The sequence below is a fragment of the Streptomyces sp. NPDC031274 genome, assembly GCF_055570235.1.
The window spans coordinates 24,661-48,283 of record NZ_JBVIHP010000025.1; the positions used below are offsets into that span (position 1 = coordinate 24,661).

The 23,623-nt window shown below is 71.0% G+C and carries 19 protein-coding genes and 1 pseudogene; 10 read left to right on the forward strand and 10 right to left on the reverse strand.

Annotated elements, in window-relative coordinates:
- Positions 1 to 80 precede the first annotated feature (80 nt).
- From ACZ5CR_RS32810 to ACZ5CR_RS32825, 4 genes are all read right to left on the reverse strand, one after another.
- Positions 81 to 1,322, reverse strand: coding sequence for an MFS transporter (locus ACZ5CR_RS32810; RefSeq protein ID WP_468864213.1), 1,242 nt, complete (start codon positions 1,320 to 1,322; stop codon positions 81 to 83).
- Positions 1,322 to 2,809 (reverse strand): CitMHS family transporter, encoded by a 1,488-nt coding sequence (locus ACZ5CR_RS32815; protein ID WP_468864215.1) that lies wholly within the window; start codon positions 2,807 to 2,809, stop codon positions 1,322 to 1,324. The genes ACZ5CR_RS32810 and ACZ5CR_RS32815 overlap by 1 nt, the downstream gene beginning before the upstream one ends.
- A 121-nt stretch (positions 2,810 to 2,930) precedes the next feature.
- The gene (locus tag ACZ5CR_RS32820; protein WP_468864217.1) at positions 2,931 to 5,183 is read right to left on the reverse strand and encodes a molybdopterin-dependent oxidoreductase; all 2,253 of its coding nucleotides are present in this window, start codon (positions 5,181 to 5,183) and stop codon (positions 2,931 to 2,933) included.
- A gap of 98 nt (positions 5,184 to 5,281) precedes the next feature.
- Complete coding sequence (locus ACZ5CR_RS32825) at positions 5,282 to 5,860, reverse strand: TetR/AcrR family transcriptional regulator (protein WP_468864219.1); 579 nt, start codon at positions 5,858 to 5,860, stop codon at positions 5,282 to 5,284.
- A 191-nt stretch (positions 5,861 to 6,051) separates the two neighbouring features.
- Between ACZ5CR_RS32825 and hmgA the strand changes: the two genes are divergently transcribed.
- The 3 genes from hmgA to ACZ5CR_RS32840 all read left to right on the forward strand — a co-directional run bounded on the left by hmgA (position 6,052) and on the right by ACZ5CR_RS32840 (position 9,459).
- The gene (hmgA, locus tag ACZ5CR_RS32830) at positions 6,052 to 7,398 is read left to right on the forward strand and encodes a homogentisate 1,2-dioxygenase (RefSeq protein WP_468864221.1); all 1,347 of its coding nucleotides are present in this window, start codon (positions 6,052 to 6,054) and stop codon (positions 7,396 to 7,398) included.
- A gap of 87 nt (positions 7,399 to 7,485) precedes the next feature.
- Positions 7,486 to 8,235, forward strand: a complete 750-nt coding sequence (locus ACZ5CR_RS32835; protein ID WP_468864223.1) for a GntR family transcriptional regulator — start codon at positions 7,486 to 7,488, stop codon at positions 8,233 to 8,235.
- 15 nt (positions 8,236 to 8,250) lie between these two features.
- Entirely contained in the window at positions 8,251 to 9,459 is a 1,209-nt protein-coding gene (locus tag ACZ5CR_RS32840; protein ID WP_468864225.1) for a type ISP restriction/modification enzyme, read from the forward strand.
- 68 nt (positions 9,460 to 9,527) lie between these two features.
- On the opposite strand, the gene ACZ5CR_RS32845 is transcribed toward ACZ5CR_RS32840, so the two are convergent.
- Positions 9,528 to 10,238: a TetR/AcrR family transcriptional regulator gene (locus ACZ5CR_RS32845; protein ID WP_468864228.1), complete on the reverse strand. Its 711-nt coding sequence runs from the start codon at positions 10,236 to 10,238 to the stop codon at positions 9,528 to 9,530.
- A 62-nt stretch (positions 10,239 to 10,300) separates the two neighbouring features.
- Between ACZ5CR_RS32845 and ACZ5CR_RS32850 the strand changes: the two genes are divergently transcribed.
- Positions 10,301 to 11,239: an ATP-binding cassette domain-containing protein gene (locus ACZ5CR_RS32850; RefSeq protein ID WP_468864231.1), complete on the forward strand. Its 939-nt coding sequence runs from the start codon at positions 10,301 to 10,303 to the stop codon at positions 11,237 to 11,239.
- Positions 11,240 to 11,301: 62 nt separating this feature from the next.
- The gene (locus ACZ5CR_RS32855) at positions 11,302 to 12,084 is read left to right on the forward strand and encodes an ABC transporter permease (RefSeq protein ID WP_468864233.1); all 783 of its coding nucleotides are present in this window, start codon (positions 11,302 to 11,304) and stop codon (positions 12,082 to 12,084) included.
- Between the two features lie 47 nt (positions 12,085 to 12,131).
- On the opposite strand, the gene ACZ5CR_RS32860 is transcribed toward ACZ5CR_RS32855, so the two are convergent.
- Positions 12,132 to 13,304, reverse strand: coding sequence for an epoxide hydrolase family protein (locus ACZ5CR_RS32860; RefSeq protein ID WP_468864236.1), 1,173 nt, complete (start codon positions 13,302 to 13,304; stop codon positions 12,132 to 12,134).
- Between the two features lie 103 nt (positions 13,305 to 13,407).
- On the opposite strand from ACZ5CR_RS32860, the gene ACZ5CR_RS32865 reads away from it, so the two are divergent.
- Positions 13,408 to 13,983: a CGNR zinc finger domain-containing protein gene (locus tag ACZ5CR_RS32865; protein WP_468864239.1), complete on the forward strand. Its 576-nt coding sequence runs from the start codon at positions 13,408 to 13,410 to the stop codon at positions 13,981 to 13,983.
- Between the two features lie 296 nt (positions 13,984 to 14,279).
- Here ACZ5CR_RS32865 and ACZ5CR_RS32870 read toward each other — a convergent pair whose 3' ends face one another.
- The 3 genes and pseudogenes from ACZ5CR_RS32870 to sigK all read right to left on the reverse strand — a co-directional run bounded on the left by ACZ5CR_RS32870 (position 14,280) and on the right by sigK (position 15,993).
- Positions 14,280 to 14,546, reverse strand: coding sequence for a hypothetical protein (locus ACZ5CR_RS32870; RefSeq protein ID WP_160504136.1), 267 nt, complete (start codon positions 14,544 to 14,546; stop codon positions 14,280 to 14,282).
- Between the two features lie 219 nt (positions 14,547 to 14,765).
- Positions 14,766 to 15,050, reverse strand: a pseudogene (locus tag ACZ5CR_RS32875) (anti-sigma factor domain-containing protein); the annotation flags it as partial.
- Positions 15,051 to 15,435: 385 nt separating this feature from the next.
- Entirely contained in the window at positions 15,436 to 15,993 is a 558-nt protein-coding gene (gene sigK, locus ACZ5CR_RS32880) for an ECF RNA polymerase sigma factor SigK (protein WP_468864241.1), read from the reverse strand.
- A 219-nt stretch (positions 15,994 to 16,212) separates the two neighbouring features.
- Between sigK and ACZ5CR_RS32885 the strand changes: the two genes are divergently transcribed.
- The 4 genes from ACZ5CR_RS32885 (at position 16,213) to ACZ5CR_RS32900 (ending at position 22,560) form a co-directional block, all read left to right on the forward strand.
- The gene (locus tag ACZ5CR_RS32885; protein ID WP_468864243.1) at positions 16,213 to 17,784 is read left to right on the forward strand and encodes a DUF4331 domain-containing protein; all 1,572 of its coding nucleotides are present in this window, start codon (positions 16,213 to 16,215) and stop codon (positions 17,782 to 17,784) included.
- A gap of 126 nt (positions 17,785 to 17,910) precedes the next feature.
- The gene (locus ACZ5CR_RS32890; protein WP_468864245.1) at positions 17,911 to 19,236 is read left to right on the forward strand and encodes a tetratricopeptide repeat protein; all 1,326 of its coding nucleotides are present in this window, start codon (positions 17,911 to 17,913) and stop codon (positions 19,234 to 19,236) included.
- Between the two features lie 133 nt (positions 19,237 to 19,369).
- Entirely contained in the window at positions 19,370 to 20,836 is a 1,467-nt protein-coding gene (locus ACZ5CR_RS32895; RefSeq protein WP_468864247.1) for a nickel transporter, read from the forward strand.
- 110 nt (positions 20,837 to 20,946) lie between these two features.
- Complete coding sequence (locus ACZ5CR_RS32900; protein WP_468864427.1) at positions 20,947 to 22,560, forward strand: serine/threonine-protein kinase; 1,614 nt, start codon at positions 20,947 to 20,949, stop codon at positions 22,558 to 22,560.
- A 35-nt stretch (positions 22,561 to 22,595) separates the two neighbouring features.
- Here ACZ5CR_RS32900 and ACZ5CR_RS32905 read toward each other — a convergent pair whose 3' ends face one another.
- Complete coding sequence (locus tag ACZ5CR_RS32905; protein ID WP_468864250.1) at positions 22,596 to 23,420, reverse strand: SGNH/GDSL hydrolase family protein; 825 nt, start codon at positions 23,418 to 23,420, stop codon at positions 22,596 to 22,598.
- Positions 23,421 to 23,623 lie beyond the last annotated feature (203 nt).

Below are 23,623 nucleotides of genomic sequence, written 5' to 3' on the forward strand. Positions count from 1 at the left end.
GACGGGGCCTGAGCGCAGGGTGGGCCATGAGCGGCTTATGAGGTGTGAGATGCGGGTGAAGTGAGTGACGGGGTGATCTTTTAGCCCCTCCGGCGTTTGAGGAGCGGGGGTCTGGGGGCAGAGCCCTCAGTTTCGGGAAGGGGCGGGATCGGGGAAGGCCCCGCAGGGCTCCGCCTCAGCCCCAGCCCCGCCGCCACCAGCAACAGTCCCCCGAGCATCACGAAGGGAGCGGCAACCCCCGCCACCCCGGCGATCAACCCCGCCCCCGCAGGCGCGGCAACCTGCCCGAGGCGGTTCCCGGTCAACCGCAACGCGAGAGCCGTGGACCGCGCCCCGTCCGGCGCGGCCTGCACGACCGTCGTCATCGACAACGGCTGCCCGACCCCGAGACAGAACCCCAGCAGCACAAGCATCACCCCCAGCCCCCAGACGGGAACCGGCAACGCGACGCCCGCGCACAACACCGCGGCCAGCAGACACGTGACGACGATCAGCACCGTACGACCGAGCAGATTGATCAACGGCGTCATCACGAGCCGGCAGGCGATCGTCGCGGCGGCCCGGAGCGAGAGGAGCACCCCGACCGTCGCGGGCGCGATGCCCCGGTGCTCACCGACCACCGGCAGATAGGCCGTGAGGATGTCCGTCGCGGAGAGCACCGCGAGGCTGATGAAGATCCCCGCGGGGACGCCCCGGGTACGCAGGATGCCGAGCACCGGGACCTTGTCCCCCCGCTTCGGCGAGGCACCGGCAGGACGGGCGTGCTCGATGCGCCACAGCGAGGTGAGCGAGACGGCAGCGACCGCCCCCGAGACGAGCAGGGCGAGAGCACTCGTACGCCCCATGTCACCGCCGATGAGAGACCCGGCGGCGATCGGCCCGACCAGCTGCCCGAGCGAGGCGCCGATGGTGAAGTGGCCGAAGTTGCGGTCCTGTTCGTCGGGGGCGGACTGCCGCGCGACGATCGACTGGGCGCCGATCACGAAGCAGAGGTGGCCCAGACCCATCACTCCGCTCCAGGCGGCGAGCGCCCCGAGCGACCCCGCCGTACCGCTGAGGGCGCACCCTCCGGAGATCAGGACGACACCGACCGGGAGGAGCGGCGCGCACCGCCCGTGGTCCGTCCTGCGCCCGAGCGGTACGGCGGCGAAGAGCGGAAGCAGGGCGTACACACCCGCGATGACGCCGATCGCCCGCTCGTCGGCGCCCAGCGAAAGGGCCCGGTAGGAGACGGCCGGACGCGCCATCGACACCGCCCCCTGCGCGAAGCTGAAGGCGATGACGAGGCGCAGCAACCAGGCGCGGCCCGGTGTCGATGGCATCAGATGATGCCGAAGAGGATTCCGGAGCCGAGCACCACGAGCGAGGTGAGCACGGCCCATTTGACGGTGAACTTGGTGTGGTCGCCGAACTCGACCTTGGCCATGCCGACGAGGACGTACACGGCGGGCACCAGCGGGCTCGACATGTGCAGGGCCTGACCGGCGATCGAGGCGCGGGCGATCTCGAGGGTGCCGACGCCGTGCGCCTGGCCCGCCTCGGCGAGGACCGGCAGGACGCCGAAGTAGAAGCCGTCGTTCGACATGAAGTAGGTGAGCGGAAGCGACAGGAGTCCGGTCACCAGGCCCATCTGCGGGCCCATGCCCTCCGGGATCGCGTCGACCAGCCACTTGGCCATGCTGTCGACCATGCCGGTGCCCTGGAGGACGCCGGTGAAGACGGCGGCCGCGAAGACCATGCCGGTGACGTTGAGGACGTTCTCCGCGTGGGCGCCGATGCGGGCCTTCTGGTCGGGCATGTGCGGGAAGTTGACCGTCAGGGCGAGTGCGGCGCCGAGCAGGAAGAGGACCGGGATCGGCAGCCACTCCATGATCATGGAGGTGAGCAGGACCACGGTGAGACCGGCGTTGAACCAGTAGAGCTTGGGGCGCAGCGTGGAACGGTTGGGGTCGAGCCCCTGGAAGCCGTCGTCGTCATCGGCGTCGTCGCCCGAGGCACCGGCGTCACCGGAGGCGTCGGAAGCGTCCGTGCCGGAACCCGCTCCGGCGCCCGCTCCGGCGCCCGCTCCGGCGCCCGCTCCCCCAGTGGCCTTCTTGATGAGCGACGTACGGCCGCTGGTACCGGCCGAGCCACCCGCACCCACCAGAACCGTCTCGCTCGCCGTCTCCTTCTCCAGGACCTCGTCCAGGGAGAGCATGCCGAGCCGCTTGCGCTCCCGCAGACCGAGTGCGTAGGAGAGCAGGAAGACCGCCACGAGGCCCATGGCGAGCGCCGGGATCATGGGGACGAAGATATCGGCCGCGTCGACCTTGAGCGCGGTCGCGGCGCGGGCCGTCGGGCCGCCCCAGGGCAGGGTGTTCATGACGCCGTTGGCGGTGGCCGCGACGCCCGTCATGACGACGAGGCTCATCTTGAGGCGTTTGTAGAGCGGATACATCGCCGAGACCGTGATCATGAAGGTCGTCGAGCCGTCGCCGTCGAGCGAGACGATCGCGGCGAGCAGCGCGGTGCCGACCACGATGCGCACCGGGTCCGCCTTGCAGAAGCGCAGGATGCCCCGGACGATCGGGTCGAAGAGGCCGACGTCGATCATGACGCCGAAGTACACGATGGCGAACATGAGCATGGCCGCCGTGGGCGCCAGATTGCCGACGCCTTCGAGGACGTAGTCCCCGAGATGAGCTCCCTTTCCTACGAATACGCAGAAGAGTGCGGGGATCAGGACCAGTGCCGCGATCGGCGACATCTTCTTCATCATGATCAGCACCAGGAAGGTGGCGATCATGACGAATCCGAGGATTGTCAGCATGGGGGCTACCTAACGTTCACCATCGAACTCCCACCAGGTCTGGCGGTCCGGTTGACGTTAGGACCCGTTCTCCAGCGTTAACAAGATGTTGACGTGCGAGCAATAAGCGCAAAACTCCAGGTCAACGACTTGCTGTCGCAGCCGGTGCCGGAACGAGGGCCGTAAGGGACACCGGGAAGCCGTTGAGCACGGACGTCCCGGAAAGCGGGTCGAGGAGCGTGCCGTCCAAGAGCTGGTTCACATTGGCCCCGGGGTTCTCCGCCGCGACGGCAAGGCGTGTGCCGGGGCGGTCGTGGCCCCAACCGTGCGGCAGGCTGACCACTCCGGGGCGCACGGTGTCGGTCACCTCCACGGGGACGGTGAGCGAGCCGCCGGCGGCGGCCACGCGCGCGTGGCCGCCGTTCTCCAGGCCGACGCGGGCGGCGTCCTCGGGGTGGACGTGCAGGGTGCAGCGGTTGGAGCCGCCGGTGAGGGTGCGGACGTTGTGCATCCAGCTGTTGTTGGAGCGCAGATGGCGGCGTCCTACGAGGACGAGCTCGTCCGGGGTGGCACTCAGCGCCCTCGTGAGGCGCGGAAGGTCGTCGGCGATCGGGGCCGGGAGGAGTTCCACGCGTCCGCTGCGCGTCTTGAGAACCTGCGGGAGGCGGGATTCCAGCGGACCGAGGTCGATGCCGTGCGGGTGGGCCAGGAGCCGGTCGAGGGTGAGACCGTCCTCGCGTGCGCCGAATCCGTCGCCGTAGGGGCCAAGGCGCAGCATCAGGTCGAGCCGCCGCTGGGGGCCGCTCCCGCCGGTGAGCTGAGCGGCGAGTTCCTCGGGGTCACGGCCGTACACGGCCGAGTGCGGCTCGGTGACGGCCTTGCCGAGGGTCCGCTCGACGACCATCGCGTCGACGGCCGCCGGGTCGGCGCCGTGCATCCCGCTCGCGGCGAGGACGAGCCGGGCGAGGATCTCCGTCTCGGCCATCCCGCCGTCGAGAAGGGGCAGTGCGGCGGGGGTGTGGCGGACCTGGTTGCGTACGGCGAGCGCGTTGAAGGCGAAGTCGAAGTGGGCGCTCTGGGAGGGCGGGGGCGGCGGCAGGACCACGTGGGCGTGGCGCGATGTCTCGTTCAGATACGGGTCGACGCTCACCATGAAGTCGAGTGAGGCCAGGGCCTTGTCGAGGCGGTCGCCGTCCGGCGCGGAGAGGACCGGGTTGGCCGCGACGGCCACGACGGCGCGGATCGCTTCGTCGCCGGGGGTGTCGATCTCCTCGGCGAGCGCGGCGATGGGCAGTTCTCCCTTGGCCTCCGGGTGCCCGCTCACACGGCTGCGCCAGCGGCCGAGCGCGAAGCCCTTGCCGGGTCCTGCCGGGCGGGGCTCGCGGTCGGTCGCCGAGAGCGGGAAGAGGGCGCCGCCCGGCCGGTCGAGGTTGCCGGTGAGCACGTTCAGTACGTCGACCAGCCAGTTGGTGAGCGTGCCGTAGGCGACGGTGCTCGCGCCCACGCGGGCGTAGACGGCGGCGGTGGGTGCGGCCGCCAGTTCGCGGGCGAGGGCGCGGATGGTGTCGGCGGGCACGTCGCAGGCCGCTGTCACGGCGTCGGGGGTGAAGTGACGTACGGCCTCCCGCACGTCGTCGACCCCCTCCACCTGCTCGTCGAGCGCGCCGAGGTCGGTCAGCTTCTCCTCGAAGAGGACGTGCACCATGGCCGCGAGCAGCAGCGCGTCCGCGCCGGGCCGGATCGCGAGGTACCGGTCGGCGAGCTTCGCGGTACGGGTGCGGCGCGGGTCGACGACGGTGAGCGTGCCGCCGCGCGCACGCAGCGCCTTCAGCTTGCCCGGGAAGTCGGGGGCGGTGCACAGGCTCCCGTTGGAGTCCAGGGGGTTGGCGCCGAGCAGGAGCAGATGGTCGGTGCGGTCGAGGTCGGGCACGGGGATGGCGAACGCGTCGCCGAAGAGGAGCCCGCTGGAGACGTGCTTGGGCATCTGGTCGACGGTGCTCGCGGTGAAGACGTTGCGGGTGCCGAGGGAGTTGAGGAGCACGGGCGGGTAGAGGCCGCCCGCCATGGTGTGCACGTTCGGGTTGCCGAGCACCACGCCGACCGCTTGCGGCCCGTACCGCTCGATCAAGGGGCGCAGCCCGGCGGCGACGGCGTCGAAGGCCTCGTCCCAGCTCGCCTCCTGAAGTACGCCGTCCTTGCGTACGAGCGGCCCCTTGAGGCGGTCGGGGTCGGAGTCGGCCTCTCCGAAGGAGGCGCCTTTGGGGCAGATGAAGCCGTGGCTGAACACGTCGTCCCGGTCGCCGCGCGCACCGGTGACCCGGCTGCCTTCGACGGTGAGCGTGAGCCCGCAGGTGGCTTCGCAGAGGGGGCAGATACGCAGGGCGGTGCTGGGCATGGAGAACCCTCCAGGGTCCAGGGCGGCGGCTATGGCGCACGTGCGCACTCACCATACCGACCGGTATGCATGCCGTCAGGACCCTGCGCGGGTCGGGTTCAGTCCAGCGAACCGGCGAAGTAGGAGTGCAACAGGGTCCGCGTCTCGTCGATCAGGTCGGGATCGCCCGACGGATGCACGCGGAAGGCGAGTTGGAGGACCGCGTCCACCGCTTCGACGCCGACGAGCACGGTGCGGCTCAGTTTCTTGTCCAGCGGCCGGTCGAGGTGCGCGGCGAGCAGTCCCGCCACCCGCTCGGCGACGTCCGCGTTGGCGTCGGGCATCGCGCCGGGCGCCGAGGGGATGCCGAAGTCGACCAGGCCGAAGCCGGGGACGGTGCGCTTCATGGCGAGGTACTCGTCGAAGGCAGCGTCGACGGCGCCGCGCCAGTCGCCGCGCTCCACCCCGGCCATGCGCGCCGCCACGCGCTCTCCGTAGGCGTCGAGGTTGCGGTGGGCCAGGGCGTCCGCCATGGCCCGCTTGTTGCCGAAGAAGCGGTAGACCGAGCCGATCGGTACACCCGCGCGCAGGGCGACGGCGCGGGTGCTCAGTTCCTCGTAGCCGACCTCGTCCAGGACGTCGGCGCAGGCGTCGAGGATGCGGGTCAGCCGCTCGGCGCTGCGCTCCTGCACGGGCACGCGGCGCAGGGTTTTCGGGGGCGGCGGGGGCTTCTTCTCATCACTGCGGGGATCACTGCGGGCATCACGACGGGGGTCACGGTGGGGCATCCCGGGAGAGTAGAGCATTGTTCACATCCATGGATCCCCCTTGCGGAAGGAAAACGTGAATCCTACGGTGTCCCATAGGAATCGTTGACGAGGGAGCGATGATGAGCCGGGAACACACCACCGACGCGGGCCGTGCGGACGCGGACGGCGCGCGCAAGACGGCGGAGGCACTGACGTACCTCTCCGGCTTCGGTAACGAACACAGCTCCGAAGCGGTGCCCGGCGCCCTGCCGCACGGCCGCAACTCGCCCCAGCGCGCACCCCTCGGGCTCTACGCGGAGCAGCTGAGCGGCACCGCCTTCACCGAGCCCCGCGCGCACAACCGCCGCTCGTGGCTCTACCGCATCCGCCCGTCGGCCGCGCACCCGGCGTTCACCCGCGTCGACAACGGCGCCCTGCGCACAGCGCCCTTCGCCGAGACGCCCGACCCCAACCGCCTGCGCTGGAACCCGCTCCCCGAGCCCGCCCCCGGCACGGACTTCCTCGCGGGCCTGTGGACCCTGGGCGGCAACGGAGACGCCACCCAGCGCACCGGCATGGCCGTGCACCTCTACCACGCCAACTCCTCCATGACGGACCGCGTGTTCAGCGACGCGGACGGCGAACTCCTCGTCGTCCCCGAGCAGGGCGGCCTGCTCCTTCGCACCGAGTTCGGGCTGCTGCGCGCGGAGCCGGGCGAGGTGGCGCTGATCCCGCGCGGGGTGCGCTTCCGTGTGGAGCTCCTGGACGAGAGCGCCCGCGGGTACGTGTGCGAGAACTACGGGGCGGCCTTCCAGCTCCCCGACCTGGGCCCGATCGGCGCGAACGGCCTCGCCAACGCACGGGACTTCAGGGCTCCGGTCGCCGCGTACGAGGACGACGAGCGACCGGTGGAGGTGGTGAACAAGTTCTGCGGAAATCTGTGGAAGGCGACGTACGACCACTCTCCGCTCGACGTCGTCGCCTGGCACGGCAACCACGTCCCGTACGTGTACGACCTGCGCCGCTTCAACGTCCTCGGCACCATCAGCTACGACCACCCGGACCCGTCGATCTTCACGGTGCTCACCTCGCCGTCCGACACCCCGGGCCTCGCGGGCGTCGACTTCGTGGTGTTCGCGCCGCGCTGGCTGGTCGGCGAGGACACCTTCCGGCCGCCGTACTTCCACCGGAACGTGATGAGCGAGTACATGGGCCTGATCGAGGGCGCGTACGACGCGAAAGCGGAGGGATTCGTGCCCGGCGGCGGCTCGCTGCACAACATGATGTCGGCCCACGGCCCCGACCGCGACACCTTCGAGAAGGCATCGGCCGCCGAGCTGAAGCCGCAGAAGATCGACGACGGGCTTGCCTTCATGTTCGAGACACGCTGGCCGGTGACGGCGACCGAACAAGCAGCTCAGGCCTCCCATCTGCAGCGCGGATACGACGATGTGTGGGAGGGTCTGGAGCGCCATTTTCGAAACTGATCCGGTGACCGACCCGGTGACCGATCAGGTAACTGAGCGGGCAACTGATCCCGTTTCGAAGCCGCTGCGGACTGATTCGGAGAGACCGTGACCGCATTCGCCCCGGACTCGATCGTCCTGAATCGCAAACTGCCGCTCTGGTATCAGGTGTCGCAGTCCCTGCGTGCCTCGATACTCGGCCGCACGCCCGAGGCCCCGCTCCGGCTGCCCACCGAGGAGCAGCTCGCGGGGCACTACGGCGTGAGCGTCCTGACCATGCGCCAGGCGCTCAAGGAGCTGGAGGACGAGGGCCTGATCACCCGGCACCGGCGGCGCGGCACGTTCATCGAGCCCAGCGCCCGGCGCGGCTCCCCGGTCCGGCTGCTCGGATCGGTCGACGCGATCGTGGCCCAGCAGTCGGGCATGAGCACCCGGCTGCTCGCGCACGGCACGGCTCCGGTCTCCGGCGAACTCGCCGAGCACTTCCCCGATCTGGCCGAGGTGGCGACGTACCACCGGCTGCGCAGCGACGAGAAGACGGGCGAACCGACCAATCACGCCCATAACTTCATCCGCCCCGAACTCGCGGAGCGCGTCGACCTCGACGATCTGGCGCGCTGGCCCATGACGAAGGTCCTGCGCGACGTCGTGGGCGTCCGCATCAGCCGCATCACCGACACCGTCGAGGCCACGCTCGCCGACCCGGAGACGGCCCGCCTCCTCGAAGTGCCGCTGCTCAGCCCGATCCTGCACTACACGGGCATCACGTACGACACCGAGGGCCGCGCCCTGGACGTGGCACGCATCCACTACCGCGGGGACCGCTTCTCCTTCACGGTCACCCTCGACGCGACGTAAGGGTCTCGACGTACGATGCCGGGCGTGACGCACGACGAAGCGGCGCTGCTCGCCGACCTGATGCCGTGGTCCGTCGCACCGCTCCGGCCGGGCCGCGGGTGGCCGATGGGACCGGACGCCGCATCCCTCAGATCCCGCTGGGCCACGTTCGTGCGGGCGGACCCGGCCGAGCGCGAAAGACTCCTCGGCCCCTCGCGCTCACGCACCCTGCACACCGCGGTCGCCCAACTCCCCGGCCACCGGGGCGCGACGGTCCCCCTGGCCGCCGAGTCGGGCCCCTGCCCCGATCCAGTGCGCGTCCTGCACGGCCCCTTCGACGAGCAGTGGCTGATTCCCGACCACCGGCTCATCGACACCGCACGCCCGGAACTGTGGCGGGTCGCGGGCGAGGGGCAGCTGTTCCTCGTCGAACAGGGTTACGTCACCGGCTCCACGGGCCCCGCGGTTCTCGCCTCCGCCGTACTGCCCGACGGCCGCTCCCCCGCCGGGCGGCCGGGGCGGATCCGCCCGCTGTTCCGCCGCCCCGGCGGGCTCGAACCCAATGTGGCGCCGGGGCTGCTCGCCCACCTCTCCGCGGAGCTCGGGCACGATGTCGGCGCCGGGGATCTGCTCGCCTGGACGCTGGCCGTGGCGAGCGCTCCCCCGGCATCCGCGGCCGGGTGCCGGGTGCCGCTGACGTCCGACGCCGGGGTCTGGGAACGGGGTACGGAACTGGGGCGCCGCCTGCTCGCGCTCCAGGCGCGCGGCGACGGAGAGCGGCCCAAGCTGCCCGGCGGACGGCGGCCCTACGTACGGGCGCCGCTGCCCGCCCGCCCCGCGGAACTCTCGTACGACGCCGACGAGGAGGCGCTGTGCGTGGACGCGGGCCGCATCTCGCCGGTGCCGCGGGCGGCGTGGGACTTCGAGGTGAGCGGGGTACGGGTGCTCGAGCTGTGGTTCGAGCGGCGCATGGCGGCCGGCGAGGCGGGCTCCCTGGAGGCGATCCGGCCCGTGGAGTGGCCGCAGACGTGGACGTCCGAACTCCTTGAGCTGATCACGGTGCTGGCGCTTCTCGCGGAACTCCGTCCCGAGCAAGCCGAGTTGACCGCGGATCTCGGCCCCCGCATCACGGCGGAAGCGCTGCGTCGCGCGGGTGTGCTTCCGGCGCCCGATGCCGCGCGGCGCCCCGCGTCGGTGCTCGACCACCACGAGGAGGGGCCCGGCGGCCAGTTCGCCCTCATCTGAGCCACGTGCCCCCGGGAGCTACGTGCCACCGGCTGCCGGGCCTGAGAGACCTCGCGCACCGGGCCCGCTCAGGCGAACGAATCCAGCAGCCGGTTCAGCATGCGGTCGAAGAGCTCGTCCCCGTCGTCCGGCGCGGGCGCCTCCGCGAGCGCCTGCGCGAGCCTCGGGTAGGCCCCGGTGCCCACCTGACCGGCGAGGTAGGCGAACCGCACCTGCTGCTCCTGCTCCTTCGACCACGGCAGTGACCGCGCGCGCTCCGCCATGCCGAGCTCGTTGCCGACGTACGTCATGACCGAGCCGTTGACCATCCCGATGAGTTCCATCTTGGTGCCGTAGGGCGCGTCGAGCCCCTCCAGGACGCCGAGGCAGTGCTCCAGGTAGCGCAGGGCGTTCGGGCTGAAGCCGTAGAGCGCCGACATGGTCCGGGGCAGCCACGGGTGGCGCCGCATGATCTCGCGCGTCTGGCGGGCGAGCGCCAGCATCTCCGCGCGCCAGTCGCCGTCCGGCACTCCCGCCGACAGCACGTACTCGCCGCTCACCGCGTCGACCATCAGTTCGTGCAGGTCTTCTTTGCGCGGCACGTAGTTGTAGAGCGACATGGTGCCGCAGCCGAGCTCGCCCGCGACCCTCCGCATGGAGAGCGCGTCGATGCCGTCCGCGTCAGCGATGCGGACGGCCGCCGCCGCGATGTCCGCCCTGCTGTACGCGGGCTTCGGGCCACGGCCCGCACGCTCGGGGCGCGCCCAGATCACTTCCGGTTCGGCCGCTCGGCCCGCCATTGATCATCACCTCGCCTCCATCTTAGTTACGTACAGCGTACGTAGTGAGGTACCGTGCGGACATGACTTCTACGTACGCTGTACTTAGTGAGGGTCTGGAGAAGCGCTACGGCTCTGTCCACGCCCTGCGAGGACTCGATCTCGCCGTCCCCGAGGGCACCGTCTGCGGGCTGCTCGGCCCCAACGGCGCGGGCAAGACGACGGCGGTGCGGCTGCTCACCACGCTCCAGGCACCGGATGCCGGGACAGCGCTCGTCGCGGGCCACGACGTGGTGCGCGAGGCCGCCGAGGTGCGTCGGCTCATCGGCGTGACCGGGCAGTACGCATCCGTCGACGGAGATCTGACCGGACGGGAGAACCTGCGGCTCTTCGCGCGGCTGCTGCGGGCGCCGCGGGGGCGCGGCGACGAGCTGCTGGAGCGGTTCGGCCTCGCGGACGCCGCCGACCGGCCCGCCCGCACCTACTCCGGGGGCATGCGGCGGCGCCTCGACCTCGCGGCCAGCCTGCTCGTGCGGCCACGCGTCCTCTTCCTCGACGAGCCGACCACCGGGCTCGACCCGCACAGCAGGAACGGCATCTGGGACGCCGTACGGGAGTTGGCCGCGGAGGGGACGACCGTACTGCTGACCACGCAGTATCTGGAGGAGGCCGATCAGCTCGCCGACGAGGTCGTTCTGATCGACGGGGGGCTTGCCGCGCACCGGGGGACGCCGGCCGCACTGAAGGCGCAGATCGGGACGTACGTCGAGGTCGTCCTGCCGCAGGACACGACGGCGCAGGCGCTGCACGCCGCCGCGGTCGTCCTCGATCAGCTCACCGGGACGGAGCCGGCCCTCGACGCCGAGCGGCGCACCGCCGGGGTCGTCTCTCTCGACGTGGATCTCACGCTGCCGCGGGTCGTTCGTGAGCTGGACGCCGCCGGGGTTCCTGTCGTTGACGCGACTCTTCGGGCGCCGACTCTCGACGAGGTCTTTCTGCGGCTCGTCTCCCGCGTTTCCTGAGCCGCCGCTTCACGGCGGAAGTTTCCCGCCCACCCACTCGATCACCCCGCACGGAGGTCCCCTTGAACGCCATCCTCTACGACGGCACCGCCGTCCTCGGCCGGCATCTGCGGCGTATCAAGCACGCGCCCGCCATCCTCGTCATGACGCAGACGATGCCCATCGTCTTCCTGCTGTTCTTCGGCTACGTCTTCGGCAGCGCCCTCGCCATGTCCGGCGGCGACTACCGCGCCTACCTCGTCCCGGGCATGCTCGTCGCGACCGCCGCGAACGGCATCATGACCGGCATGTTCACCGCGGCCCAGGACTCCCACCGGGGCGTCATGGACCGCTTCCGCACGATGCCGATGAGCCGCTCGGCGGTCCCGCTCGGGCAGGCGGTCGCCGATCTGCTGACCACCGCCGTGGGGCTTGTGCCGCTGATGCTCGTCGGGTTCGCCATGGGCTGGCGGATCGAGGGCGGTCCGCTCCAAGCCCTGGGCGCCTTCGCCCTGTTGCTCCTCTTCCGGTTCGCCACGACATGGATCGGCATCCTGCTCGGGCTCGCCTCACAGAGCGAGGAGGCCGCGGGGCAGCTGGGCGGCGCGACCTTCATGCTGCCGCTGCTCTCGAACGCGTACATCCCCACCGACGGGCTCCCCGGGTGGCTGCGCACCGTCGCCGAGTGGAATCCGATCAGCGCGGTGGCGACGGCGGTGCGCGATCTGTTCGGCAACGCGCCCGTCCCCGCGGACGCCGCCTGGCCGGTGGCGCACCCCGTGGCCGGGGCCATCGCCTGGTCCCTCGTGCTGCTCGGCGTGTGCGTACCGCTCGCCGTCCGCCGGTACGCGCACGGGGGACGGTGAGCGGACGTCCTTGCGATGCTCCCCCTATCCCGGTCGGCGTCCCCTCATCACCTGGCAGCGGCAAGGACTGCCGCGAGGCCCTCTTGCAGATCTTTGACGAAATACTCGGGAACCTCCAGCGACGGGAAATGTCCCCCGGCTTCGGGCGACCTCCATCGGACGATCTGCCGGTACCGCTCCTGCGCCCAGGGGCGCGGACACTTCTCGACGTCGCGGGGATACATGGTGAGTGCTGACGGGACGTCGACCCGGAGTTCGGGATCGAGCGAGTTGTGGCTTTCGTAGTAGATGCGGGCCGCCGACGCACCGGTCCGCGTCAGCCAGTACAGGGTGACGTCGTCAAGAACGCGGTCTCTGGAAATCGTCTCGAACGGGCTGTCCTCGGTGTCCGACCACTCGGCGAACTTGTCGAGGATCCAGGCGAGAAGCCCGACCGGTGAGTCGACGAGCGAGTAGCCGATGGTCTGCGGGCGGGTCGCCTGCTGCTTCGCGTACGCCGCGCGGTGGCGCCAGAAGTCGCTGGTTTCCTCGGCCCACTCGCGCTCGACCGCCGTCAGCCCGGCCGTCGTCAACCCGGGCGGCCCCTCCGCGAACGTGGTGTGGATGCCGAGAACGTGCGCCGGGAACCTGCCGCCGAGAACCGTGGTGATATTGCCTCCCCAGTCGCCGCCGTGGGCTGCGAACTTGCCGTAGCCGAGCCTTCCCATGAGTTCCACCCACGCGGCCGCGATCTTCTCGGTTCCCCACCCCGTGGTGGTCGGCTTGTCGCTGTAACCGAAGCCTGGAAGCGACGGGACCACCACGTGGAACGCCGGCGCGTCTGCGTCTTTCGGATCCGCCAGCTCGTCCACTACATCGATGAACCGGGCAATGCTGTCCGGCCAGCCGTGCGTCAAGAGCAGAGGTGTGGCATCCGCGCGCGCGGATCGGCGGTGCAGGAAATGGATTCCCAGACCATCGATGGTCGTGCGGAACTGGCCGATCTGGTTGAGGCGCTCTTCGAACGACCGCCAGTCGTACTCAGTGCGCCAGTAGTGCACGACATCGACGAGGTCGGCGAGCGGGACGCCCTGTTCCCATCGGTGAGGGCCGGGCGCGGCGCGATGGACCGTCTCGGCCTCCGGCAGTCGCGCCGCGGCCAATCTCGCGCGCAGATCGTCGAGGTCAGCGTCGGTCGCGTGGGCTTCAAATGCTTGCACGTCGCTGGTGGGACGGGGCATGAGACCTCCTGGCCATCGTGGGACCGGCTACGAACTATCGGGAACCGTCTAAGACGGTTCTACTATTTCTTCATGCCGGTGCGCAACCTGCTAAGGTGGTTCCATGCGTGTTGAGTTCCCTGAATTCCGCCTCGGCAGCGTGCTGGCGACCAGCTTCACGGGGACCCTGTCGGAGCGTCACGGCGACCCCGTGGAGCGCATTCCCGCGCCGCACCGACTCATCGACTGGCTGGCAGTGAACGGCCTCGCCGTGGACTCCTGCACCACGGCCCAGCTCGACCTCGCCCGGGAGCTGAGGGAGTCGATCCACGCCGCCGCGACAGCGGCCGCGCTCCAGGGCGCTCTCCCCGCAACCGCTGTCCAAGTCATCAATGACCGCAGCGTTCAGGGTCGGGCCGCGGCGTTCCTGACGCCCGAGGGCAAGCGGCAATGGCGGCTCGGCTCGGCTTCCCGCGTGGAAGACGCCCTCAGCGTGATCGCCGCCGACGCGATCAGCATCATCGCGGGCGAACGAGACGGAAAACTGGCCCTGTGCGCGTCACCGACCTGCCAAGCCGCCTTCTTCGACACCAGCCAGAGCCGCACGCGCAAATGGTGCGACATGAACACGTGCGGGAATCGTCAGAAGAAGGCGCGCTTCCTTGCCAACCAGCGCAAGAACCCCAGATCAGCGGAGTGATCGTCAGCTCGGTGCATACACGCCGACGGTGATATCGGCCGCGCCGAGGAGCTGCATGGTGTGGCGGCGACTCAGGGCCGGGCCGCTCGCGGGGAGTGCTCCATGCTCACGCTGATCGCGCAGGGGTGCTCGGCCCCTACATCAGCCACATCGGGGCTGGATAGTTGCGGCGTCAACAGGTGCGCGTGACACGGGTGTTAGGGCAGGGGTGTGATGAGTGATGTGCGGAAAGGGAAGGGGCGGGTGGATGGGAGCAATCCGCCGCTGGCGACGGCCGAACCCCCGACCACCCGCGGTCAGCGACCCCCAAAGAGCGACCGCCGCAGCCTGCGCAAGGGAGCGAAGAGGGAGACCCTTCGCACACGTGCACCTCGGCCACTGTGGTCATGCGCACCCCGTGAGGTCAGCTCACGCATCAGCAACGTCGCCTCCGCCGTCTCACGCTGCGGAACGGCGGGGCCGCCCAGCACTGCGAGATGGCGGTCGAGACGCGAGCTGGTCGCGCTGCTCCCGCAGGTGATCGCAGGGACACGCGCCCTGCTGCGCACCGTTATCTGTTCCATGTCACTCCCCACCCGTACGAGGGCACCCGGCCCAGGGCAGGTTAACTCTATCGCCCTCGCACCACACTCGCGTATCCCGGTCGCATGATTCACCTTCTGCGTAAGGAGGTTGACGATTACTCTCCGAATCCGACTGATTCCAGGGCGAGTTGGACAAGAGGGGCAGAAGTGGGCCTCTTCGAGCCCTCCATCGAGCTCGACCGTCACTGCCAGTGACCTGCCGGGCGCGCTCAGACCTGTCGCGATCAACGGCGTTTCACCGTCGAGCAGGCCCAGAGAACGGCGCGCCGAGGCGGGCCGCGCGAGCCGCAGTTGGTGTGCGCGCCCCCGAGACGGCGCCCCGAGCCCCGTCAGGCTCACCACGGCGCGCCGCCTGGACTCCGACGCGACGACGTCGATGCCGCGGCCCCCACGCGCTCCTCTCCCCGGCCGCCAGGGCGCCAGGAGCCGCCAGGACGTGGGCGATCTCACGTGCTTCGGCACGCTCGCGGGCGAGTCGGCCATCGGCACGGATCAGCTGAAAGGCGAGGATCACGGACGTGGCCAGGACGAAGACGGTGAGGGCCGCAGCGGGAAGAAGCACGCGAGAGCGCGGGGGCGCGTTCGGAGCGTCCGACGCCCGCCGGGGCGGCTCCTGTTCCGTCGTATGTACGGCGGTCAGCACCCGCTCGCGCGGGACGGGCGGCGGAGTGGTCGCCGCCCGTTGCCGTGGGCCCGCCGTGCTGGCGCCTTCGCGCCCCGGCGAACCGCACCGCTTCGAGCGGCATCTGCCTCGCCGCGTGCGCTGTCGGGCGGAGGCATGGAACCGGCCGAGGGTGCCGTATGCCTGGCGGGAGCCGCCCTGAGCCACTGAACTGCCGCCCCGAGCCATGCCACCCAGTCCCGCGCTTCATGTCGCGTCCCGCGTGGCCGCGCCCAGGCACTCGCGCATCCGCAGCAGTCCGTCCCGCATCCGCGTCTTGACGGTGCCGAGCGGGACGGACAGACGCCGGGACACCTCGCGATACGTATAGCCCTCGTAGTAGGCCAGGGTGACGGCCTGGCGCTGGAGATCGGTGAGGCGGCGGAGGCAGCCGCGTACCCATTCGCGCTCCAGGCCGGCCTCGACCGCCTCGGCGACCTGGTCGAAGGCAGGGCCTTCGCCGCGCTCGACCGCCACGCGCCGTTCGCGTTCGCTCGCCGCGCGAGTGCTGCGCACCCGGTCCACCGCCCTGCGGTGGGCGAGCGTGAAGATCCAGGCGAAGGCGCTGCCGCGCGCCGGATCGAAGCGGGCCGCCGTCCGCCAGAGTTCGAGCAGTACCTCCTGGACGACCTCCTCGGACTGCGCCGGGTCCCGAAGGACACGGCGGACCAGTCCGTAGACCGGCCCTGAGACCAGGCCGTACAGCTTCTCGAACGCGGACTGGTCCCCCTGCGCGATCAGAAGCAGCAGTTCGTCCGGCTCCATGCGTTTCCCCCGTCCCCTCTTCCCGGCCCCGGGCGGCTCTGTCTTCCTCCCGCTCCCGGGCCGGGTGACTCACTGTCCGGTCACCCGGGATTCGTGGCGGGGAAAGCCGGCGGATGGGGAACTGGGGCAATCCGCCGGGCACCGAGCACCGAATGGCGTTCGTCAGGCGGCTCGCGCGCACCGCGCGAGGTCGCGCGAGGAACAGTAAGGACGGACGCGATGACAGCTATCGCCAAGAGCCGGACGGGGCGCCGCAGCAAGCGCGGCCTCGCGACGCTCGTCTGTGGCGCGCTGGCCGCCGGGGGGCTCGCAGCCGCCGGCGTGACGGCACTGGAACCGGGGGCGGCGAACGCCTCCAGTCACCGGGAGGCCCCGCTGATCTCCGGGCAGCCCCAGTACGACAACACGGACGTGTACGCGTTCGTGAGCCCTGACAAACCCGACTCCACGACGATCGTGGCGAACTGGCTGCCCTTCGAAGAGCCCGCGGGCGGGCCCAACTTCTATCCGTGGGCCGACGAGGCCCAGTACGACGTCCACATCGACAGCGACGGGGACGCGCAGGGCGACCTCCTCTACCGGTGGACGTTCGACACGAAGACCAAGAACGGCGACACGTTCCTCTACAACACCGGGCCCGTGACGAGCCTCGACGATCCCGACCTGAACGTGACGCAGACGTACGACCTCGAACTGATCGAGCTCAAGGACCAGAAGGCCGTCTCGACCACGAAGGTCGCCGATGACGTGCCCACCGCGCCGTCGCACGTCGGCAAGGCGTCCATGCCGAACTACAAGAAGCTGCGTGATCAGGCGGTGACCCCGGTCAAGGGCGGGGGCTCGACGTTCGCGGGGCAGGCCGACGATCCCTTCTTCCTCGATCTGCGGGTGTTCGACCTGCTGTACGGCGGCGACCTGTCGGAGGTCGGGAGGGACACCCTCAAGGGCTACAACGTGAACTCCCTGGCCCTTCAGGTGCCCACCTCCCGGATACGGCAGTCGGCGAAGCAGCCCACGGTCGGCATCTGGTCGACGACGCAGCGCAAGAACGCGGGCGGCACGTGGACCCAGGTCTCGCGGCTCGGCAACCCGCTGGTCAACGAGGTGGTCGTGCCGCAGAAGGACAAGGACAAGTTCAACGCGTCCGCGCCCTGGAACGACGCGGACTTCCTGAAGTACGTGACCAAGCCCGAGCTGCCGAAGCTCCTGGAGAAGATCTACAAGCTGAAGGCGCCCGCCGAGCCGCGCGACGACCTCGTGTCGGTGTTCCTGACGGGCGTGAAGGGTCTCAACAAGCCACCGAACGTCAAGCCCGCCGAGGCGCTGCGGCTCAACACGTCGGTCGAACCGGCGGACTCGCCCAAGCGGCTGGGGGTGCTCGACGGTGACAACGCCGGGTTCCCGAACGGGCGGCGACTCGCCGACGACGTCGTCGACATCGAACTGCAGGCCGTCGAGGGCGAACTCACGGGCAACAAGAACGACTTGGGCGACGCGGTGAACGCCAACGACCAGAAGTTCGGCGGGACCTTCCCGTACGTGGCGCTGCCCACGCCGGGTTCCCGGGGGCCGCTGGCCAAGGGCGGTAAGGCCGACGACAGCTCGGCGCGCAACGCGCTCGGCGGCGGCGCCGTGTCCGGGGATTCGGGTTCGGGTTCGGGTTCCGGTGGCGGCGACGACACCGACGCCGTGCTGATCGCGTCCGGGGCCGCCGGGGTGGCCGGGGTGCTCCTTGTCGGACTCGGGCTCGCGTGGTGGCGCAGGCGCGGTTCCTCCGGAGTGGCGGGCTGATCCCGCCCCCATGACCGGCGCGGCCCGCACCTATCCCCCTGCGGGTCGCGCCCTCTCCACCTCTTCTCACCGACATCTCTTCTCACCGACATCTCTCCTCATGGACATCTAGGGAAAGGGCCAGTGATGGCGTTGCCTCGTCCAGCCGGTCGTGCCGCTCGTACCGTGGTGGCGGCCGTCGCTCTAGCGGTCGCGATCACCGGGGGTGCCGTCGTGGCCGACGGTGGGAGTGGGCCCGACCGGCCGCCGCCGTCGTCCGCCGCCGTGGCGCCGGGTGCGCTGCGGGGTGCCGATCTCGATCGTGGCGTCGCGATGCTCCAGTCCCATCTGCGGGACCAGCCGCGGGACTTCGGGGCATGGGCGACGCTGGGGACCGCCTATGTCGAGCAGGCCCGCACTCAGGGGGACCCGTCGCGCTACCGCGAGGCGGAACGCGCCCTCGACCGCTCCCTGGAGCTTCGGCCGCGCAATGACGCGGGTCTCGCGGGGCAGGCGGCGTTGGCTGCCGCCCGGCACGACTTCGCCGGGGCGCTGCGCCACGCGCGGGCCGCCCTCGATGTGAACCCCTACAGCGAGGGCGCGCTGGCCTCGCGTATCGACGCACTGGTCGAGCTCGGCCGGTACGGGGCGGCGGCGCGGGCCGCGGACGAGGCCGACGCCCGGCGGCCCGGGGTGCCGGTGTTCACGCGGTACGCGTATGTGCGGGAGCTCCGGGGTGATGTGGCGGGAGCGCGGCGAGCGCTGTCCCGGGCTGTGGGCTTCGGCTCGGGCTCGGACCGTGGGGACGTCGCGTACGTCGCCACGGCGCTGGGGCAATTGGCCTGGCGTCAGGGCCGGTACGGGGAGGCGCTGAAGCAGTGCGGGGCGGCGCTGCGGGCCGACGCCTCCTCGCTCCCGGCCCTTGAGTGCAGGGCCCGCGCATGGGCCGGGCAGGGCGATACGGGACGGGCCGTACGGGGGCTTCGGGAGGTGGTCGCGCGGGCGCCGCTGCCCGGGCCGCTGGTCGCGCTGGGCGAGTTGTACGAGGCGCGGGGCGCGCGGGGTGACGAGGCGAAGGCCCGGGAGCAGTACGCGCTGGTGTCCGCGTGGCTGTCCCTGGCCCGGGCGAACGGCGTCAACGCGGACCTGGACACGGCGATCGCGTTGACGGACCACGGGGACCGCGCGGAGCGGAGGGCGGCGCTGCGGGCGGCGAAGGCGGAGTGGGGACGGCGGCACACGGTCCACACGGCAGACGTCCTGGCCTGGGCCCTGCACGTCAACGGCCACTCCAAGGAGGCCCTGCCGTACGCACGCCGGGCCACGGCCACGGGGTTCCACGAGGCGTCGTTCATGTACCACCGGGGTGTGATCGAGAGGGCGACGGGCAACGCGACCGCGGGTCGGCACTGGCTGTCGGCGGCGCGGGAGTTGAACCCGGGGCTCCCGCCGAAGACGGGGGCGGCGTCATGAGGATGAGGCGAGCAGGGACTACGTTCAGGGCGGGGCAGTCGGGCGGACGGGAGGGGCGATCGGGCGGCTGGGCGGGGCGATCGGGCGGCTGGGCGGAAAAGCCTGTTCGGCCAGGACACGCCCCGGGGCCCCGATGAGGCGGCGCCGCCCCCTCGTCCACGGGGCCACCCTGCTGGCAGGGCTGACGCTCGCGCTGCTGCCCGCCACCGAGGCCGGGTCCCACCCCCTGGGAAACTTCACCGTCAACCGCTACGACGGCCTCGTGGCGAGCCCAGGGCACCTACGGATCGACCACGTCGAGGACCTGGCCGAGATCCCGGCCACCCAGGCCGCACCCCGCATCAAACGCGTGGGGATGAAGAGTTGGGCCGAGAAGCGGTGCGACGACGCCGTCCGCGCAAGCTCGCTGCGGGTCGCCGGACGAGCGGCGGAACTCCGCGTGGAGCGGGCCCGGGCAGTCACCCGGGACGGCCAGGCCGGCCTGACCACCCTGCGCGTGGAGTGCGAGTTCGGCGCCCCGCTCCCCCGGGGCGCCGAACTCCCCGCCCGGTTCAGGGCCGCGGGCCAACCGGGCCCCGGGTGGCGGGAAGTCACGGCGCGCGGCGATCGGATGACCCTGAGCGCGACAGACGTACCGAAGGAGTCCGTCTCGAAGCGCCTCACCCGCTACCCGGCACGGCTGCTCGAATCGCCGCCCGACGAAAGCGCCGCCACCCTACGGATCGCCTCCGGCGGCCCCGCCCTGGGCCAGGAGCGGCCACAGGAGGCACCGGCCGCCTCCGTACTGCCGCGCGGCGCGGACCGGTGGACGCAGGCCCTCACCGGCCTCGTGGCCCGTCACGACCTCACCCTGGGCTTCGCCGCACTCGCCCTGGCCACCGCACTGCTCCTCGGGGCGCTGCACGCCCTCGCGCCGGGGCACGGCAAGACGTTGATGGCCGCGAGCGCCGCCGCGAGGGGACGTGCCTCCCTGCGGGACGTGCTCCCCCTCGCCGCATCGGTGACCGCCACGCACACCCTCGGGGTGACCGCCCTGGGGCTGCTCGTGGCGGGAGGCTCGGCCGCCGCCCCGTCCGTCATCGCCTGGCTGGGAGTGGTCAGCGGCGTTCTCGTCACCGGAGCGGGAGCCCTTCTCCTACGACGGGCCTGGCGGCGACGGGGGCCCACCCACCACCACGCACACGAACATCGGCACGCACACGAAAATCACCATCACCCGCACCCGCACCCGCACCCGCACCCGCACCCGCACCCGCAGGAAACAGCACCGCCCACGCTCCGCGGCGCCCTCTTCCTCGGCTTCGCGGGCGGCCTGGTGCCAAGCCCCTCCGCCGTCGTCGTGCTCGTCGGCGCCGCCGCCCTGGGCGAGGCCTGGTTCGGGTTGCTGCTCGTCCTCGCGTACGGGGTGGGGCTCGCCGTCACGCTGACGGCCGCCGGGTTCCTCGTGGTGCGGGTCGGCTCCCTCGCCGCACGGCGGGTCCGCGGGCCCCGGTGGCTGCACCGGGCCACGCACCGGTTCCTGCCGCTCGGTTCCGCCTGTGTCGTATTCGCCCTTGGGTGTGGATTGGTGTTCAAGGGGGCGGCAACAGCACTCGGTTGAGGTAATTTTGTGGAGAATCGCACGGCTGCCGATGGGGGACGCCCGTGAGCGGGAACGAGCGTGTGATCGCGGGGCGCTACCGCCTCCTCGCCCCCTTGGGCGAAGGCGGTATGGGCACGGTCTGGCGGGCCCGCGACGAAGTCCTCGGCCGCGAGGTCGCGGTCAAAGAAGTGCGCGCCCCGGCGGGGATCCCGGCCAGTGAGGTCGACCGGCTGTACGCCCGCCTGGAGCGCGAGGCCTGGGCCGCCGCCCGTATCCCGCACCGCAATGTGGTGACGGTCTATGACGTGGCGAGCGAGGACGGCCGTCCGTGGATCGTCATGGAGATCGTGCGCGGGCTCTCGCTGTCCGACATCCTCGACTCCGATGGTCCGATGGGGCCGCGGCACGCCGCCCGCATCGGCGCCGAGGTGCTCGCCGCCCTGCGCGCCGCGCACGAGGCCGGGGTCCTGCATCGCGACGTCAAGCCCGGCAACGTCCTCATCGCGAACGACGGGCGCGTGGTCCTCACCGACTTCGGGATCGCCACGGTGGAGGGCAGTTCGGCGCTCACCATGACGGGCGAAGTGGTGGGGTCGCCCGAGTTCCTCGCCCCGGAGCGGGCGTTGGGGCGGCGCCCAGGGCCGGAGTCCGATCTGTGGTCGCTCGGCGTGCTGCTCTACGCGGCCGTCGAGGGCAGCTCGCCGTTCCGGCAGGACACCCCGCTCAGTACGTTGCGTGCGGTCGTCGACGAGGAGCTGCCGCCGCCCCGGAACGCGGGGCCGCTGGCTCCGGTCATCGAAGGGCTGCTGCGCAAGGACCCCGCCGCCCGGATCTCCGCCGCGGAGGCCGAGAGCCAGCTGCGGCTGATCGCCGCGGGCGGCACTCCCAGTGTCCAGACGCCCCTCCCGTACACGCCGACCATCACGTCACAACAGCAACAGCAACACCAGTCGCCCTCGCCGATTCCGCCACCACCGGACCAGCAGCGTGAACCCGTCGTCGCCACGACCACCACCACCGCTCCGACCCGTTCGCGCCGCACGGTCCTCGTCCTCACGGCGGGCCTGGTCGCCCTCGCGCTCGCTCTGGGCGGGCTCGCCTACTCCCTGCTCAATCGCGACAGCGGCGGCGGGAACGGAAGCGGCAGCGGCTCCTCCGAGGGCGGAGGCGGCGGAAACGGCGGCGGCGGGAGTGACGGCGGCTCCGACGGGGGCAAGAGCGGCGGCAACAGCACGTCGGGCGGAAGCGACGGCGGAGGGTCGAGCACCGGCGATGGCGGCGACGGCGGTTCCGACGGCGGCGGTTCCACGACCGGCGGCGGAGGCGGCGGCAACGGCGGCGGGTCGACCACTCACCCGGCGCAGAGCGTCAAGGTCTCGGTCGTCGGCGCGTACACCCAGTACAGCGGTGCCTGCCCACCGGCCGCGGGGCAGGCCCCTTCGTTCACCGCGACGTTCACCGTGGGACGAGTTCCGGTCACCGTCGACTACCGCTGGGTGACCAAGTCCGGGACGCCGGGCGACCCCGGCTGGAAGACCCTCAGCTTCGCCTCCGGAGGCGGGAAGACCAAGCAGGTGCACCATACGGAGACGGTCGCCGGGGAGCCGGGGTCGACGTATGCGAACGCGATCAGCGTGGAGGTGCGCAGCCCGGTGAAGACCACCTCCAACTCCGTCGCGTACTCGGTGACATGCGAGAAGGAGACCCCGACGGACGGGGCCTCCTCCTACGCGCCGAACTGAGTGGCGCCGAACCGGGTCGCGCCGAACCGAGTGGGTCAGGACGCCGCGGCGCTGAACACGGGGAGGTAGCCGCCGGACTGGCCCGCGGCCTTGGGGTGGTAGGACTCGCCGATGTTGGTCCAGTTCACGCTGTGCAGCCACGCGTCGCCCGAGCAGATCTCGTGCCCGCTGAACTTGGACGCCACATCGCCGAAGGCGAAGCCGTGGTCGGCGGCGCGCTTGGCCGTGGTGGAGTTGAGGAAGTCGGACGCGCTGTTGATGGCGCTGCGTTCCTTCTCGGAGAGACCGGCGACGCAGCCACCGCCGAGCTGGTAGAAGCGGGGGTATCCGAGCACGACGACCTTGGCGGCCGGTGCCTTGGCGCTGATCGCCGAGTAGACCTTGTCGAGGTTGCCGGGCAGCGTCGATTCGACGTAGCTGCGTGCCGTCGCGATCCGCGCGAGACAGTTGCTCTCGGACTGAAGGACGCAGGTCGTCATGACGTCGGCGAAGCCGGCGTCGTTGCCGCCGATGGAGAGGCTGACCAGACCCGTTCCGGAGCCGAGCGGGCCGAGTTGGTTGGCCACAACATCACCCGTACGAGCACCCGAGCAAGCCGTGAAATTAAAGCTGGAGGGTGAGTTCGCGGCTGCCCAGAGCGCGGGGTACGCGCGCGGAGTGCGCTTGCAGTCGCCGCTCGTGCTGTCGTAGGCGCCGGATCCGACGCCGGAGGAGTAGGAGTCGCCGAGCGCCACATAGCCGGTGGCCGCGGCCTGTTGGTCGCTCTGTTGGTCTGCTTGTGCCGCGGTGGCCCCGGTGAGGGCGAAGGCGGTGGCGAGGAGGAGTGAGGATACGTATGCCGTGATTCGGGACAATCTCATGGAACCTCCCTTAGCAGGATTTCTGCCACGACCGTGGTACCACTCACCTCCCGACACCGGTAGTGCTCATGTCAACAAGTTCGCCGCCAATTCCCTTGCGCGCACAACGAGTTCTCCTCCGGTTCAAGGGCCCGGGTCGAACATCTCCACACAGCCTCCGCACCTTGACGCGCCGCCGTCGACTGCGCGACATTGAAGCCCGG